At 31.2% G+C, this 16455-nt stretch carries 14 protein-coding genes, 9 tRNA genes and 1 rRNA gene; all 24 read right to left on the bottom strand.

Annotated features, from left to right (window positions below; translation table 11 throughout):
- Window positions 1-738, bottom strand: a complete 738-nt coding sequence (locus tag ACTG47_RS01170; RefSeq protein WP_479925800.1) for a YwmB family TATA-box binding protein — start codon at window positions 736-738, stop codon at window positions 1-3.
- Window positions 739-824: 86 nt separating this feature from the next.
- Window positions 825-1694, bottom strand: coding sequence for a 4Fe-4S binding protein (locus tag ACTG47_RS01165; protein WP_169469752.1), 870 nt, complete (start codon window positions 1692-1694; stop codon window positions 825-827).
- 181 nt (window positions 1695-1875) lie between these two features.
- The gene (locus ACTG47_RS01160) at window positions 1876-3177 is read right to left on the bottom strand and encodes a sulfurtransferase (RefSeq protein WP_479925799.1); all 1302 of its coding nucleotides are present in this window, start codon (window positions 3175-3177) and stop codon (window positions 1876-1878) included.
- A 193-nt stretch (window positions 3178-3370) separates the two neighbouring features.
- Window positions 3371-5203, bottom strand: coding sequence for a glutamine--fructose-6-phosphate transaminase (isomerizing) (gene glmS, locus ACTG47_RS01155; protein WP_479925798.1), 1833 nt, complete (start codon window positions 5201-5203; stop codon window positions 3371-3373).
- 268 nt (window positions 5204-5471) lie between these two features.
- Window positions 5472-6818, bottom strand: a complete 1347-nt coding sequence (gene glmM / locus ACTG47_RS01150) for a phosphoglucosamine mutase (RefSeq protein ID WP_479925797.1) — start codon at window positions 6816-6818, stop codon at window positions 5472-5474.
- 170 nt (window positions 6819-6988) lie between these two features.
- The gene (locus ACTG47_RS01145) at window positions 6989-7546 is read right to left on the bottom strand and encodes a 2-oxoacid:acceptor oxidoreductase family protein (RefSeq protein WP_169469756.1); all 558 of its coding nucleotides are present in this window, start codon (window positions 7544-7546) and stop codon (window positions 6989-6991) included.
- A complete protein-coding gene (locus ACTG47_RS01140) occupies window positions 7547-8299 on the bottom strand; it encodes a thiamine pyrophosphate-dependent enzyme (protein ID WP_003420710.1) in 753 nt (250 codons plus the stop codon).
- Complete coding sequence (locus ACTG47_RS01135) at window positions 8299-9378, bottom strand: 3-methyl-2-oxobutanoate dehydrogenase subunit VorB (RefSeq protein ID WP_169469757.1); 1080 nt, start codon at window positions 9376-9378, stop codon at window positions 8299-8301. Before ACTG47_RS01135 ends, ACTG47_RS01140 begins: the two co-directional genes overlap by 1 nt.
- Window positions 9379-9407: 29 nt before the next feature.
- A complete protein-coding gene (locus tag ACTG47_RS01130) occupies window positions 9408-9623 on the bottom strand; it encodes a 4Fe-4S binding protein (protein WP_169469758.1) in 216 nt (71 codons plus the stop codon).
- Window positions 9624-9665: 42 nt separating this feature from the next.
- The gene (locus tag ACTG47_RS01125; protein WP_479925796.1) at window positions 9666-10343 is read right to left on the bottom strand and encodes an ATP-binding protein; all 678 of its coding nucleotides are present in this window, start codon (window positions 10341-10343) and stop codon (window positions 9666-9668) included.
- Window positions 10333-11412 carry a butyrate kinase gene (gene buk, locus ACTG47_RS01120; RefSeq protein WP_479925795.1) on the bottom strand — a complete coding sequence of 360 codons (1080 nt, stop codon included), beginning with the start codon at window positions 11410-11412 and terminating at the stop codon, window positions 10333-10335. The genes ACTG47_RS01125 and buk overlap by 11 nt, the downstream gene beginning before the upstream one ends.
- A gap of 21 nt (window positions 11413-11433) precedes the next feature.
- Window positions 11434-12336 (bottom strand): phosphate butyryltransferase, encoded by a 903-nt coding sequence (gene ptb, locus ACTG47_RS01115; protein ID WP_021382540.1) that lies wholly within the window; start codon window positions 12334-12336, stop codon window positions 11434-11436.
- 304 nt (window positions 12337-12640) lie between these two features.
- Window positions 12641-13822: a CdaR family protein gene (locus ACTG47_RS01110; RefSeq protein WP_479925794.1), complete on the bottom strand. Its 1182-nt coding sequence runs from the start codon at window positions 13820-13822 to the stop codon at window positions 12641-12643.
- Window positions 13819-14658, bottom strand: a complete 840-nt coding sequence (gene cdaA / locus ACTG47_RS01105; protein ID WP_021382536.1) for a diadenylate cyclase CdaA — start codon at window positions 14656-14658, stop codon at window positions 13819-13821. Before cdaA ends, ACTG47_RS01110 begins: the two co-directional genes overlap by 4 nt.
- Before the next feature lie 915 nt (window positions 14659-15573).
- Window positions 15574-15647, bottom strand: a tRNA-Arg gene (locus ACTG47_RS01100).
- A 9-nt stretch (window positions 15648-15656) separates the two neighbouring features.
- Window positions 15657-15731: transfer RNA gene (locus tag ACTG47_RS01095), tRNA-Gly, on the bottom strand.
- Window positions 15732-15741: 10 nt separating this feature from the next.
- Window positions 15742-15818 (bottom strand) — tRNA-Asp (locus ACTG47_RS01090).
- A 5-nt stretch (window positions 15819-15823) separates the two neighbouring features.
- Window positions 15824-15899 (bottom strand) — tRNA-Val (locus ACTG47_RS01085).
- 5 nt (window positions 15900-15904) lie between these two features.
- Window positions 15905-15978 (bottom strand) — tRNA-Gly (locus tag ACTG47_RS01080).
- A 9-nt stretch (window positions 15979-15987) separates the two neighbouring features.
- Window positions 15988-16062, bottom strand: a tRNA-Glu gene (locus tag ACTG47_RS01075).
- Between the two features lie 7 nt (window positions 16063-16069).
- A tRNA-Met gene (locus ACTG47_RS01070) sits at window positions 16070-16145 on the bottom strand.
- A gap of 15 nt (window positions 16146-16160) precedes the next feature.
- Window positions 16161-16246, bottom strand: a tRNA-Leu gene (locus ACTG47_RS01065).
- 5 nt (window positions 16247-16251) lie between these two features.
- Window positions 16252-16326: transfer RNA gene (locus ACTG47_RS01060), tRNA-Asn, on the bottom strand.
- Between the two features lie 6 nt (window positions 16327-16332).
- Window positions 16333-16449, bottom strand: a 5S ribosomal RNA gene (gene rrf / locus ACTG47_RS01055).
- Between the last annotated feature and the right edge of the window lie 6 nt (window positions 16450-16455).

Raw genomic sequence — 16455 nt, 5'->3', positions numbered from 1 at the left:
TTAATAATCTAATTTTATAATTGGTGTGGCAATATATATGAGTGTTTTTCCTTCATCCTCATTATATCTAATTCCTATATTTAAATTAATTTTTTCCCCTAAATATTCTAAATCATCATCATTTAATACTTTACTATATGCTGTTACTGATAAAAAGTTTACGTCTTCAACTTTATCTATTTGCTTAGCATTCATATTATATAATATTTTTTGTAAAATATCATCATATTTGTTGTTTTGTAACCTTTTTGTGTATTCTCCAACGATACAAGCAGACACATCTACTTGAGATGAATATTTATTTAACACAGCTTCTACGTTATTATAAATATCCTCTTTATGTTTATATACTTTGTTGTCCAATATGTCAACTATTATGTAACTTTCTTTATTATTTTTATTTATTCCTTTTATAGAAATTTCTTTATCGCTACCTTTTATAGTAGCACATAATTGTATTTTATCGCCATACCCTTTTTGATTCCAATTTATTCCTTTTTCATCTAGTTTTAGATTGTTAATTATTTCTATAAAAATATTACGAAATTCTTTATTTGATAAATTATAATTTATAACAGAATTAATTTTAACATTATAAAATTTGAAGTCTGCTTCTGAAATTTCAAGCGCATTAATTAATCTATTATATCTAGTATTTATACTTGTATCTGCATAAGATATAGTCATCCCTATAGTCATTAATATAAAAAAGCATATAGCTAATTGTATTCTTTTCATAATAAAAAATCCCCCTTAAATATGTTTTCCCGTATAATAGAATTATTAACAAATTTAAGAGAGATATACTTTCTCAATATGTATTTTTATGCATTTTGTAATTTTATATTCATTAAATGTTTCTCAAACTCTTCTATACCAATTCTTTCCAATACTTTGCTTATTCTTTCTCCTGGACTTGCTAATTGTTTATATGTATTAAATACATCTTGAACTAATTCTTCTATATTATCTTCTGTATATAAGTTGCTAAGTCTATCTCCAAATCTATAACCTCTTCCCATTCTACCACCAAGGTAAACAGCTAATCCTTTTTTATCAACTTCCATAGCTCCAAATGGACATACTTGAGCACATTTCCCGCAATTTACACACTCTTCTTTATTCCACACTAACTTCTTATTTTCCATATATACTGATTTCTGTCTACAAGATGATGTACATAATCCACAATTTTTACATTTATCTTCATTAAATTTTACATATACTTGTCCTACAATACCTACATCATTAGTATTAGCCTTAGCACAATTGTTTGGACATCCAACTAAAGTAATCTTAGTTTTAGATGGTAAATCATATCCAAAATATGAATCATGTAACTTTCCACATAATTCTTGTGTATCATATATTCCGTGTTGACATACAGTACCTTTACATGCAACTAGTGGTCTTACTTTTTTTCCTGTACCACCATGTTCTAAACCTACAGTTTTCAAATCTTCTTTTATTGAATCTATATCTTCATATTTTATCCATGGTATTTCCACAGCTAATCTAGTAGTAACACCCAAATAACCTCTACCATATTTTTCAGACAACTTTGACAAGTTAATAAGTTGTTCTGCTGTAAAGTTTCCAGCCCTACTTAATATTCTTATTGAAAAATATCCTTCTTGGCTTTGAGCCAATATACCTTCAGCTTTCAACTTTGCTTTTTCATCTTTGCTAATCATATTTCACACCTCGTAATATAAATTTATAGTTCTATACTGCTAATAATATGTTTAAATAAGTCTATATTTATATAATCATATTCTAACTCTGTTTATATTTTAAAACATAATAAAGGTATATTCAACTTAATAAAGCGAATACACCTTTATATTAAGTGATTCTATTGCACTTTAAAAGACTTTATTTATATTCTCCAACTTCAATTGGATTTGAGTTATCAAGACTCCATCCCATCCATCCATCACTATAAAGAGAGGTATCTTCTACACCCATTACATTTGCATATGTTAATACTTCAGCAGCACGCCATCCACTTCCACACATAAATATCAGTTGTTTATTCACATCTATATTTCCTTTATTCCACATTTCTAAAATCTCATATTTATTTCTCATTGTATCATCAATATTACGATATTCTTCTAGTGAAACACTATCACTGCCTGAATGCCCATATAAAGCACCTGGTACACGTCCTTTTTTATCATAATATGTATATCCAGATATTTTACCTATATGCTCATTCCAAGTACGAATATCTACTAATGCACATTTATTTTTTTCTTTTAGTTTTTGCTTTAATTCAGATGTTGTAACGATTAATTGTGGATTAGCTGGTATATTTGCTCCAAAATTAGTGCATGAATGCCTTGTGTTACTAGTAAATTCTAATTCATATCCTGCTGATATCCATGAATTTATTCCACCATTTAAAATCCTTACATCTTTTACTCCTATATATCTCAATATAACAGCTAGTCTATAAGATGCCATAGTTGTACCACTTGAAACTATTACAGTATCATCCTTTGTAAATCCATAATCTAATGCAAACTGAGTCAGATTATTATCATTAGCTAGCATCCATGTTGGAGGGGGTTCTATAATATCGGTATTTATATGAACACTTGTAGGTATATGACCTTTTGCATACGATTCTTTTCCTTCTCCCCAACTTGCTTCAATCATTTTTATATTTTTGGAATTTTCGAATGTCTCAGGTATTCCTCCATCCAGTATTTCTTTTATTATAAAAGCTGGCATTATCATTTGATAATTTTTATATCTTTCCATTGGAAGATTTTCATTCTCTGCCCATTGCTTAATGTCATATTTATATAGATACTTATATCCCTTTTTAAACAAATACTCTGCTACAAACAAAGAATCTTTTCCATTTGCATCATATAATACTATATTTTTATTTAAATCAATTCCTTTAGTCTTCAGTGCTTGCTCCAGTACTTCATCCTTTTTATCCGAATATACATTTAACCAATTAGCAGAAAAGTCTACAGCTCCTTTTATATGACCACCTCTTTTTACCCCATCTAACTTCCATCCATTGTATGCATCATTTAAACGAGTATCAACTACAATCCAAGATTTATCTTGTATTTTTTCTTGTAGAAATTCTGTAGAAATTGATTCAAGATTAACAAAAAAATCTTCTTTTTCTTTCTTTTTAAAATTATTTGACATAATTTATTATCCTATTTATAATATTTTTTTATTTAAAATTGTTTCATTAAGTTAAAACTATTTTCTCATAAAGTATCAAATTAATTATAACAAAAAAACAAGTCTAATTCTTATAAAAAAACTCATCCTATAAAATACAAATAATAGAATGAGCTTTTTAATAAATATTATCTATTTAATTTTTAATATATTTTTATTCAACTGTTACTGATTTAGCTAGATTTCTTGGTTTATCAACGTCGCATCCTCTTAGTACAGAAACATGGTAAGCAAGTAACTGCATTGGTACAACAGCTAATATAGGAGATAAAATATCATCTGAATTTGGTATATAGATTATTTTATCAGCAGCTTTCTCAACATCTTTATTGTGACTTTGAGCTATAGCTATTACATAAGCTCCTCTTGCTCTTACTTCTTCCATATTAGAAACCATTTTTTCAAATAATTTTTCTTGAGTAGCTATAGCAATTACAGGAGTTCCTTTTTCTATTAAAGCTATTGTTCCATGCTTTAATTCTCCTGCTGCAAAAGCTTCTGCATGTATATAAGAAATTTCTTTTAATTTTAATGAACCTTCCATTGCTAAACTATAATCTATTCCTCTTCCTAAATAGAATGCATGGTCAGAACTCACAACTGTTTTAGCAATTTCTTTTATATATTCTTCGTTATCTAGTATTTCTTGTATCTTTGATGGTATTTCTTTCATCTTAGAAATCATACTATCATAAAATTCTCTATTTATTGTACCTTTTTTAATAGCAAAGTCTAAAGCTATCATATATAGAGAAGTTATTTGAGTAGTATATGCCTTAGTTGATGCAACTGCTACTTCAGGTCCTGCCCAAGTATAGAAAACATCATCTGATTCTCTAGCTATAGATGAACCTACAACATTAGTTATAGAAAGTATTCTAGCTCCTTTAGTTTTTGAATCTCTTAATACTGCTAGAGTATCTGCTGTTTCACCAGATTGACTAACTAATATTACTAATGAATTTTCATCTACAAATGGGTCGCTATATCTAAACTCTGATGCTATATCAGTTATTACTGGTATATTTACAAATTTCTCTATAGCATACTTTCCAAGTAATCCAGCATTATATGCTGTTCCACAAGCCACTATATAAACTTTATTTATTTTATCTAAATCTTCTTTAGAAATATTTATACTATCTAAAACTATACTTCCATTGTCATCAAGTCTTCTTTCTAATGTTTCTCTAACACCTGTTGGTTGCTCGTGAATTTCTTTTGACATAAAGTAATCATATCCACCCTTAGATGCAGCCTCTACATCCCAAGTTACATGGAATACTTCTTTTTCCACTAAATTTCTATTAGAATCATAAACTGTTACATTTTCATCCTTTAGATGAACTATCTCTCCATTTTCTAAGAAATAAACATCCCTAGTATATTTTAATAATGCAGGTATATCTGATGCTATAAAGTTTTCGCCTTCTCCAACACCAACTACAAGAGGGCTATCTTTTCTTACAGCTACTAATTCATTTCCATGTTCTTTACATATAACGCCTAGTGCATAAGCTCCTCTTAATTTTGATATAGTTTTATATACAGCATCTAATAAATTACCTTCATAGTATTTATCTACTAAATGTGCTATTACTTCTGTATCTGTCTGAGATTCAAATTTAACACCTTCAGAGATTAATTCTTCTTTTATTTCCATGTAATTTTCTATTATCCCATTATGAACAACTGCTATTGTTTTAGATTGATTAAAATGAGGATGTGAGTTTACATCAGATGGCTCTCCATGAGTTGCCCATCTTGTATGCCCTATTCCCAAGTTTCCATCAATAGGATTCTTTTCTAAATCTTCTGCCAACACAGATAGTCTACCTTTAAACTTTCTAATATTAAGCTCTTCTCCATTAGAATTATTAACTGCTACTCCTGCTGAATCATAGCCTCTGTACTCTAACTTAGAAAGTCCTTCTACTATAACTTCTGCTGCCTTTCTACTTCCTAAATATCCAACTATTCCACACATTATTTGTGTCCTCCTAAAAAATATTATTTATATATTTTAAGAGTTAGGTCATATAAGTTTACTTTGGCTTCCCTTTGTCCATAAGATTACTCCTATTATTTAAAGAAGTCTTTCGATGGTAAACACACCGCAGAGCATCCGCCGACAATTCGATTAACTCTGACCTCGTCAACTTAGTTCCTATATTACTTAATAATTATGTCTATAACTAAGTTCTGGCGCTTAGAAAGGTGCCCTCAGTATTTATATCTGAGAATACCCTTATAAATTACGATAATTTTTCTTGTATAAGATTAGCTAAATTTGTTGCTAATTCTTTTATTTGACCTTCCTCTTTACCCTCTAACATAACTCTAACTAATGGCTCAGTTCCTGATGGTCTTATCAAAACTCTACCATTTCCATCTAAAATAGATTCTATTCTTTCTATCTCAGTTTTTATTTCTGGATATTCCATATATTTAGTTTTATTTTCATTTCTTATTGTTGCATTTACTAATACTTGTGGATATTGACTCATTATTGATGCAAGTTCTGATAAAGGTTTCTTTTCTTGCAAGATTATATTTGCAAGTATTAAAGAACTAAGTACTCCATCTCCAGTTGTATTGTAATCTAAGAATATCATATGTCCAGATTGTTCTCCACCAAGATTGTATCCATTTTTAACCATATCTTCTAAAACATATCTATCTCCAACTGCTGTAGTAGATAAATTTATTCCATTTTCTTTAGCAGCTATTGTCAATCCTATGTTACTCATAACTGTAACTACTAAAGTGTCTTGTGCTAATTTATTATTTTTCTTTAGATTTAAAGCACTCAATATCATTATATGGTCTCCATCAACAATTTGACCCTTCTCATTTACTGCAATTAATCTATCTGCATCTCCATCATATGCAAGACCTAAGTCAGCATTATGCTCTAAAACAGAGTTTTGAAGTTGTTCAGGATGTGTAGAACCACATTTATAATTTATATTATTTCCATCTGGTGAACTATTTATTGAAATTATACTTGCTCCTAATTCATCAAACACTATTGGTGCTACTTTATATGATGCGCCATTTGCGCAATCTAATACTACTTTTAATCCTTTAAAATCTGTGCTTATTATTGATTTCAAATAGTCTACATAGTCTCTTTGTGCACAGTGTTCATGTAATTTTCTTCCTACATTTTCACCAATTGGTAGACAATCAATTTTGTCTATATCATCTATATATTCTTCTATTTTTAATTCAATTTCATCATCCAATTTATATCCATTCTTATTAAAGAATTTGATTCCATTATATTCAACAGGATTATGAGATGCAGATATAACCACGCCACAATCAGCACCATATTTTCTAGTTAAATATGCCACTGCAGGTGTTGGTATTATTCCAACAGTAATAACATCACATCCAACAGACATAAGCCCTGCTATTAAAGATGCTTCTAACATATCCCCTGATATTCTAGTATCTTTACCTACCACTACTTTTACTCTGTGGTCTCCTTGAGCTAAGACAAAACCACCAGCTCTACCAAGTTTATATGCTAAGTCACATGTTAATTCTGTATTTGCTACTCCTCTAACTCCATCAGTTCCAAAATACTTTCTCACTAAATATTCTCCTTTCATAATTGAAAAGCTTGCAATTTGTATTATATTTTTATAGTCCATAAAATATCATTATATTCTTAATTTCAGCCATAAAAACATTTTAATACTTATCAGCAAAAAAGACAATAGAAATAATTCTATTGTCTTTTTTTTGACATCTTTTTTCTTTATTAGTTAGTTGCTTTAGAACATGCAGCATCCATACCTTTTTGTAGAGCTTCTCTGTTTAACGGAACGAATTTTTCTTTTCTAGGTCCGAAAACTTTTTTAAATGCTTCTAATACAGATTCTATATCTACAGTATCAGCTACTTTTAAGTAAGCTCCTAACATTATCATATTAGCAACTTTGTCATTTCCTAACTCAACTGCCAATTCATTTGCTGGTATATAATAAACATCTACATCTGTTCTTTCAACTTTTTCTTTTATTAAAGAGCTATTTACTATTATTTTTCCACCAGGTATAACATCGTTTTTGAATTTTTCAAACGCTGGTATGTTTAATAATATAGCCGCAGTTGCATCATCTGTTATAAGTGGAGAACCAACTGGTTCACTAGATACAGTTACTGCACAGTTTGCTGTACCTCCACGCATTTCTGGTCCATAAGATGGTAACCAAGAAACTTCTTTTCCTTCTAGCATTCCTGCATAAGTAAGTAATTGTCCCATAGACATAACACCTTGGCCTCCGAAGCCTGCACATATTACTCTAGCTGTAGACATTTACTTCACCTCCTCAACTTCAACATTTTTGAAATTTCCTAATGGATAGTATGGTATCATATTGTCTCTTAACCATTGTAAAGCATCATTTGGAGCTAGTCCCCAGTTTGTAGGACAAGTAGATAATACTTCTACTATTCCAAATCCTAATCCTGCTTGTTGAACTTGGAATGCTTTCTTTATAGCTTTTTTAGCTTGTCTAACATGAGCTGGAGTATCAACTGCTACCCTTTCTACAAATACAGCTCCTGTTAATGTAGCTAACATTTCGCTTACTCTTATTGGATAACCTTGAGTTTCAGCATTTCTTCCTGATTGAGCAGTAGTAGCTCTTTGTCCAACTAGTGTAGTTGGAGCCATTTGCCCACCAGTCATACCATATGTTGTATTGTTTACAAATATAGTAGTTATTTTCTCTCCTCTAGCAGCTGCATGAACTATTTCAGCAGTACCGATTGAAGCTAAGTCTCCATCACCTTGATAAGTGAATACTGTATTTTCAGGATGAACTCTTTTTATTCCTGTAGCAGCTGCTGGTGCTCTACCATGAGCAGCCTCTTGAGTGTCACAGTTAAAATATTTATATCCTAAAACTGAACATCCAACTGGAACAACACCTACAGCATCACCTAACACTCCTAATTCTTCTAATACTTCACCAACTAATCTATGAATTATACCATGTGTACATCCTGGACAGTAGTGAGTTTGAGTATCTTGTAATCCTTCAGTTTTCTTAAATACAACAGCCATTATCTAGCACCTCCTGCAACCAATTCTCCGGCAATAATTTTTTTAGCTTTTTCAACTATTTCTGCTGGTGTTGGAGTCATTCCTCCTGGTCTTCCATGGAAGTAAACTGGTAATTTACCTTCTACTGCCATTTTAACATCTTCCACCATTTGTCCCATACTCATTTCAACAGTTAATATGTTTCTAGCATTAGGAATTTGGTCAAATGCTTCAAATGGGAATGGCCATAATACTTTAGGTCTTATAAGACCTGCTTTTATTCCTTCTTCTCTTAATATATCAATTGCGCTTTTTACTACTCTTGAAGTAGTTCCATAAGCTGCAAATACAAATTCAGCATCTTCTGTCTTGTACATTTCGTATTGTACTTCATTTTTTTCCATCTCTTTAAATTTAGCTTCTAAATGCCAGCAATGGTCTTCTAGTACTTCTGGCTCTAAGTATAGAGAGTTTATTACATTAGGCACTCTTTTCCCTTTAGTTCCAACAGTTGCCCAATCTTTAGGAGGCAATTCTCTTTTCTTTTCAGGAGCTTTAAATTCAACTGGTTCCATCATTTGACCTATCATACCATCTGCAACTACCATAACTGGTGATCTGTAGTAATCTGCAACGTCAAAAGCTTCCATTATCATATCAACAGCTTCTTGAACTGTAGCTGGTGCGAATACTGGAGTTCTGTAGTCTCCATTTCCTCCACCTCTTGTAGACATAAAGTAGTCAGCTTGTGAAGGTTGTATACTTCCAAGTCCTGGACCACCTCTCATTACATTAAGTACAACACAAGGAACTTCTGCACCTACTGCATATGTTATACCTTCTTGTTTTAAAGCAACTCCTGGTGAAGATGAAGAAGTCATAACTCTTGCTCCTGCACCTGCTCCACCATAAACCATGTTTATTGCAGAAACTTCTGATTCAGCTTGAACGAACGCTCCACCTATTTTTGGTAACTCTCTTGATAAATATTCTGGTAATTCACTTTGTGGAGTTATTGGGTAACCGAAGAAATATTTGCAACCAGCTTCTATAGCTGCTTTTCCAAATGCTTCGTTACCTTTCATAAGTATCTTAGCCATTAAAATTCCCCCTTAAATATTAATTTAAATTAATCTCTTTCTACTGTTATAACTACATCTGGACACATAGTTGCACAACTTGCACATCCTATGCATTTTTCCATTTCAAAAACACTTGCTGGGTTATACCCTTTTTTGTTTATTACATTTGAGTCTAATTGTATGATTTTTACTGGACATGCTTCAACACATAATCCACAACCTTTACAACGTTCTTGATTAAAAGATACTTTTCCTTTAGCCATTTACCTAAGCCTCCTTAAACTTTCTATATATTTGAGCTCAAACTACATCCAGTCTTCTCTCATATATAATTTTATAGGAAAAACTTCTCCTTCTAAATCTTTTGGTAACTGTTCAACAAGATTTTCTAAACATGAAACATATCTTATAGGTATATTACATTTTTCAGAAACTTCTTTTGCAACTTTTTGACCTCTTAAAACATCATCAATAGTAGTAAATCTAATAAGATGAGTATTATTAATTAGACCTGTTACTTTTAATTTAGAAGATTTTTCTATTTCCTTTATATATTGGATAACTTCTTCAGAAGTTTGAGTTTTCTCCCTATTTGCATTTATTACAAAAAGCATATCATAATCGCCTTCTTTTAACAAATGACTAAATCTTCCTATAACTCTAGCACCTACATTATCTCCACCTAAATCTATAACAGAATTGTATGAATGGTCTACCATAGGAGACATCACTTCTGCTGATACTGCTGGTAAATCTAATGTTGGAGCATTGATTGAGCTATCAATTGGTTGTATACCTAAAGATTTCATTAGTTCTTTCTTTTCTCTAGTTCTAAAGTATACATTTACCACATCTAAATCAGCTATAGCAACTTTGCCAGAAACCATATCTCTTAATTTAACAACATAGTTCATCGCAAATTCACTTTTACCACTTCCATAGTGACCAGTTATGATTCTTATTCTTTTATCATTAGTTATCATAAACTTGAGCCTCTTCTTCACCAGTTAAAACTCTAAGTCCACCTTGAGCTAATGCAATCATTTCATCTTCACCTGGATAAACTTTTACATCTGCTATAAATTTAACTCTATCTGTAATCATTTCTGTAAACATTTTTGAATATGCGATTCCGCCAGTTAATAGTATTGCTTTTACATCTCCCTTAAGAACTGCTGCACTAGCTCCTATTTCTTTAGAAATTTGATATGCCATAGCTTCATATAATAATTTAGCCTTTTCATCACCAGCTTCAATTCTTTCTTCAACTTCTCTAGCATCATTAGTATTTAAGTATGCAACTAATCCGCCATTACCTTTTATTTTCTTTTTAATTTCGTCTTGAGTATATTTTCCACTAAAGCACATTTTTACTAATGCACCTACTGGTAATCCACCACTTCTTTCTGGAGAGAAAGGTCCTTCTCCATCTAATGCGTTTGCAACATCTACTATCTTACCATTTTTATGAGCTCCAACAGAAACTCCTCCACCCATGTGAGCAACTATAAGATTTATATCTTCATATTTCTTACCTATTTCTCTAGCATATCTTCTTGCTATTGCCTTTTGATTTAAAGCATGTACTACACTTGCTCTACTTATTTCAGGCATACCAGAAATTCTAGCAATATCTTCTAATTCATCCACAACAACAGGGTCTACTATGTATGAAGGAACATTTACTTCATCACCTATTTGCTTTGCTATTATTCCACCTAAGTTTGAAGCATGTTCTCCTAAAACTCCTACTTTTAAATCTTCAATCATACCAGCACTTACTGAATAAGTACCACCTTTTATAGGTTTAAGAAGTCCGCCTCTACCTACTACAGCATCTAATTCAGATGTTTTTACTCCACCTTCCTTTAGAGCTTCTTCAATTACTTGTTTACGGAATTCAAATTGATCTGACACTTTCTCATATTTTCCTATTTCTTCAGAAGAATGTCTCAAAGTTTTTTCAAATACTAAATCCTCATTATCAAATACAGCTATTTTAGTTGATGTCGACCCAGGATTTATTGTTAAGATTTTAAATATTTTGCTCATTTGCCTATTTCCCCCTTAAATTTAAGCCTTTGCTGCCATTAAAACACCTAAAGCTATTGAGTTAAGTTTAGTTTCTTCGCTGTCTGCTCTAGAAGTTAGTATTATTGGTGCTTTAGCTCCAACTATAACCCCTGCATTTTTTGATTTTGAGAAGAATACCAAAGCTTTATATAATATGTTACCACCTTCAATATCTGGAGCTAATAATATATCAGCTCTTCCTGCTACAGGATGATTTATACCTTTATGTTTAGCTGCTTCTAAAGATACTGCATTATCAATTGCAAAAGGTCCACCAACCATACAACCTTTGATTTCTCCTCTTTCATACATTTCTTCTAGTTCTTTAGCTTCAACTGTATCTTTCATTTTTGGATTTACTTTTTCTTTTGCGCATATTGCAGCAACTTTTGGTTCGTTTATATCTAATGAATGTGCTACTGTGCAAGCATTTTCTATGATTTGCTTTTTAGTATTTGTATCAGGTGCTAAGTTCATAGCTGCGTCAGTTATGAAAAATAATCTGTCATACCCTTCTACATCAAATACTGCTACGTGACTTAATACATTTCCAGTTCTAAGACCTACTTCTTTGTTTAAAACTGCTTTTAGTATTATTGATGTGTCTACTAAGCCTTTCATTACCATGTCGGCTTTTCCTTGTGAAACTAATTCAACAGATTTTAGAGATGCTTCTGCTAAATCTTTTATATCTATCAGTTCATAATTTTCGATATCCATGTCTATGCTTTTTGCAATTTCTTTAGTCTTTTCTATATCACCTACTAAAATAGCATCTGCTATTTTTTCTTTTCTAGCCATCTCAACTGCCATTAAAACTTCCTTATCTTGACAACATGCTACTGATATAGTTTTAGGTCCTCTTTCTTTTGCAAACTTAATTACTTCTTCAAAGCTTTTCATGCATTTCCACCTCATCTTGAATTTTTTGAAATAGAACTTTTTATATCTCAATTAAATTATAACTCGTTCAGCAACGTTTTCCTAGTGATAATTGAAATATTTAATTCAAAAATATTTATTTAAATCTATTTATCAGTCTTTTTTCATATATCTAGTACTTTTTAGATTTAACAAATATCTCATTGTCCTTATTTTATAATATAACTAAAATAAACAAGATGCAACAAAAACATAAAATTAACAAACTTAATTTTATAGGTTTTTTTGTCGCATCTTGTAACAACTAAATATTCGAAATATTTGTTCATTCCACTTCAACAATATTAGGTTCTATATTTATTTTTTTAAATTGATTTGTTGTTTCATATTTTATTTTATATTTACTATCTTCTTCAGGTCCTTGTGATAAATCAACAAACAACGAAATATCTTTTTTATTTAACTTACTTAAATCTTCTGTTGATTCCACAACAACTTTTATATTTACATCTGAAATTATACTTGGATTATCCATATTTGCTGGAATATTTCTCAATTCAATATCCCCTACATCATACAGAAACTCTGCACTTAACTGTTTTGTTTCATTTAATTTTATTGTTATAGAGCTATCTTCAAGAGTTATACCTTCTGGAACCTCTAAGCTCACTTCTTTTTCTTCTCCATTAGCTAAATCAGCTAAATCAACAGGTTTTGTCTTAATATAATTTATTTTGTCTATATTTTCTTTTTTTCCTTTTATTGTAACTTGTTCTGCACTTAACTTATAATTTTTCAATGCATCATTATCTTTATCATTCTTTAAATTTACCCTTATTGGAACTATTTTTTCTTTTAATAATTCTATCTGTGCAGTTACTGAAGATGAACTTAATGTCACACCTTCAACCTTTGTCCCACTACTATTTAAAGGAATTAATTCTAATTTTTTAGAAAAATCCTCTGTTTGATTTCCAACATCTAAATTAGCTCTTACACTTTTGACTTCATTAACCAAACTCCTTGGACCCGAAACGTCGACAAATTCCTTACTTAGTTCAATTTTATTTATATTTCTTTTTGAATTTCCACTTACTTCTACCTTTATATCTCTTTTTTCTTTTATATTTTTTTCAAGATTCACTACTAAAACATCATGTTTAAATTCTATAGTGACCCCTTGAGGAATATTTGCTTTTAAATATACTTCTTTCTGCCCTTGTATTGGATCTTCAATAGTTCCATATACATGTATATCCTCTTTTTTTACACTTTGTACCTTTGATAAACTACCTTTTATATATACATCTGCTGTTAATTTTTCGTCTGGATATATAACAAGATTTTTATCTTTTAAATCACTCATATTACTTATAGATACAGGTATATCTTCAAACCCTTTAGTTTCTTCAGGGTCAACTACGGCCATAACATACATCCATAATGCAATTGCACTTAAAAATGATATTATTTTTATTTTGGTATTATTTTTCAGTCTATTTATCATTTAAATATACCACCTTTGAAAAAACTTCTTGTTTCCGTGTTTGTTTTTAAATTACTACGTAATATATTCATCATTCTTTCTCTCGAAATATCTCTATATAACTTACCTGATTTAGCAATTGATACGCCTCCAGTTTCTTCAGATACAATCAGTGTAATACAGTCAGATACTTCACTTACACCTATTCCCGCCCTATGTCTAGTACCTAAATCTTTGCTTAAATCCTTACTTTCTGTCAGGGGTAAAAAACATGCAGCTGCCTTTACCTTAGAATCTCTAATTACAACAGCTCCATCATGTAGTGGTGTATTTGGTATAAATATATTTATTAATAGCTGTCTAGAAATCTCAGCATCAATAATAGTTCCTGTATTTATTATATCACTTATTCTGGTTTCTCTCTCCATTATGATAAGAGCACCTATTTTTTGTCTAGAAAGTGAATACAAAGCCTCTACAATTTCTTCTATATTTCTATTAAGAGTCTCTTCCGAAGTATTTACATTCTTTCCAAATAAATTAAATTTTGCTCTTCCTATATGCTCGAGTCCTGCTCTAAATTCTGGTTGAAAAATTATAAGAGCCGCTATAACTCCATAATCTAGAGCTTTAAGAGATATCCAATAAACGGTATGCAATTTAAAAGTGTTACTAAGTTGAGTTGCTAATAAAAGAAATATTATCCCTTTAAATACTTGTTCTGCCCTTGTATCTTTTATAAACATAAATATTTTGTAAAAAATATACGCTACTATAGATATGTCAATTAAATCATATATACTCATTCTTAATATTATATTAAAAAATCCATTTAAAAAAGAATTTATATCTAACACAGTTTTATCCTCCTGTTTGATAACTTCTTAATTATTTACACTATGTATTATACTATATAAATCTAACTCTATACAAACTATTTAACTTTTGTGTAAATAATTCTAATTTTATGGTTCGAGATTGTTAAATAATCTCTAAAGACATCAAAAATATCGATTCAATAAATACATATTTTTATTAAAGTTAATTTTAGTTCAAATAATTCAAACCATCAAGGCGCGAATACAAAGTAGTACTCGCGCCTTAATGCAGTTTTATGTTATAAAACCTATTTAATATATCATTAATTAATATATATTTACTAAAATAAATTTTATAATCTACTCATCAATTATAAAATTGAAACATCATCTATCATAAATATTAACTTATTAATATAATTCCTGCTTTAAAATAATAACTTTCTTTATAATCAGCTTAAATAAATTTATTTTAATATACTACTATAAATACCATTAGAAATTATTTTCTATAGGTAAAATAGCACACATATTCTAAAATTTATACATCTATTACTTATACTATTATAATTCATTTAGTTTAGTATAACTTATAAGTGTTACATTACATTGTCAATTTTCTATAATACCTAATTTTTAATAATTCATTATATAAGTAAAATTAATTAGTTTATAAATTAATAAAACACTCTAAAAGATTAATACTATAAAGTATACAATATAATGTATATAGTTCTTATCTAATAGTTAGTAATTCCTTCTAACTAGAACTTTTATAAATGTCTTGTAGACTATTATACATTACCATTCATATGTTTACAATATTAATGAATATACTGTAACTCTTACATAGTTTAAAGTTTATAAAGAAAAAGACACAGGTAATATACATGTATCCTGTGTCTTTTTAAACAATATAAAAGTTTACTATAAAATATAGTAAACTTTTCTTAATGAGCGCACAGGGATTCGAACCCCGGACACACGCCTTAGAAGGGCGTTGCTCTATCCAGCTGAGCTATGCACCCAAGTTATTATGGAGCGGGAAACGAGATTCGAACTCGCGACTTCAACCTTGGCAAGGTTGCGCTCTACCACTGAACTATTCCCGCTTATTTATTTTGGCGACCTGGAAGGGGTTCGAACCCTCGACCTCCAGCGTGACAGGCTGGCATTCTAACCAACTGAACTACCAGGCCGCAAATGGTGGGACCAACAGGGCTCGAACCTGTGACCCCCTGCTTGTAAGGCAGGTGCTCTCCCAGCTGAGCTATGGTCCCATTTTTGGAGCGGGTGAAGGGGATCGAACCCTCACAGCTGGCTTGGAAGGCCAGAACTCTACCATTGAGCTACACCCGCATATTTAATTGGTGACTCGTAGGGGAATTGAACCCCTGTTACCGCCGTGAAAGGGCGGTGTCTTAACCTCTTGACCAACGAGCCATTTTAATGGTTGCGGAGGCAGGACTCGAACCTACGACCTTCGGGTTATGAGCCCGACGAGCTGCCAACTGCTCCACTCCGCGATATTGTTTTATAAGTGCCGAAGACCGGAATCGAACCGGTACGAGAGGTAAGTCCCGCAGGATTTTAAGTCCTGTGCGTCTGCCAGTTCCGCCACTTCGGCTTTTTTGGCTCCAAGGGTGGGGCTCGAACCCACAGCCTACCGGTTAACAGCCGGTTGCTCCACCGTTGAGCTACCTTGGAACATTAACGTGGCTACGTCCTACTCTCCCAGGCAGTTTCCCACCAAGTACCATCAGCGCTAGAGAGCTTAACTTCTGTGTTCGGAATGGGAACAGGTGTATCCTCTCTGCTATTGTAACCACATAATCT

Source organism: Clostridioides sp. LIBA-6622, assembly GCF_056716095.1.
The sequence above is the reverse complement of the archived record's forward strand: the minus strand, read 5'-3'. Positions and strand labels throughout refer to the sequence as shown.

What these genes read in the sequence shown, in the direction of transcription:
- ACTG47_RS01170 (WP_479925800.1), bottom strand. Translation starts at nt 738, where the DNA reads ATGAAAAGAATACAATTAGCTATATGCTTTTTTATATTAATGACTATA.
- ACTG47_RS01165 (WP_169469752.1), bottom strand. Translation starts at nt 1,694, where the DNA reads ATGATTAGCAAAGATGAAAAAGCAAAGTTGAAAGCTGAAGGTATATTG.
- ACTG47_RS01160 (WP_479925799.1), bottom strand. Translation starts at nt 3,177, where the DNA reads ATGTCAAATAATTTTAAAAAGAAAGAAAAAGAAGATTTTTTTGTTAAT.
- glmS (WP_479925798.1), bottom strand. Translation starts at nt 5,203, where the DNA reads ATGTGTGGAATAGTTGGATATTTAGGAAGTAGAAAGGCAGCAGAAGTT.
- ACTG47_RS01145 (WP_169469756.1), bottom strand. Translation starts at nt 7,546, where the DNA reads ATGTCTACAGCTAGAGTAATATGTGCAGGCTTCGGAGGCCAAGGTGTT.
- ACTG47_RS01140 (WP_003420710.1), bottom strand. Translation starts at nt 8,299, where the DNA reads ATGGCTGTTGTATTTAAGAAAACTGAAGGATTACAAGATACTCAAACT.
- ACTG47_RS01135 (WP_169469757.1), bottom strand. Translation starts at nt 9,378, where the DNA reads ATGGCTAAGATACTTATGAAAGGTAACGAAGCATTTGGAAAAGCAGCT.
- ACTG47_RS01130 (WP_169469758.1), bottom strand. Translation starts at nt 9,623, where the DNA reads ATGGCTAAAGGAAAAGTATCTTTTAATCAAGAACGTTGTAAAGGTTGT.
- ACTG47_RS01125 (WP_479925796.1), bottom strand. Translation starts at nt 10,343, where the DNA reads ATGATAACTAATGATAAAAGAATAAGAATCATAACTGGTCACTATGGA.
- buk (WP_479925795.1), bottom strand. Translation starts at nt 11,412, where the DNA reads ATGAGCAAAATATTTAAAATCTTAACAATAAATCCTGGGTCGACATCA.
- ptb (WP_021382540.1), bottom strand. Translation starts at nt 12,336, where the DNA reads ATGAAAAGCTTTGAAGAAGTAATTAAGTTTGCAAAAGAAAGAGGACCT.
- ACTG47_RS01110 (WP_479925794.1), bottom strand. Translation starts at nt 13,822, where the DNA reads ATGATAAATAGACTGAAAAATAATACCAAAATAAAAATAATATCATTT.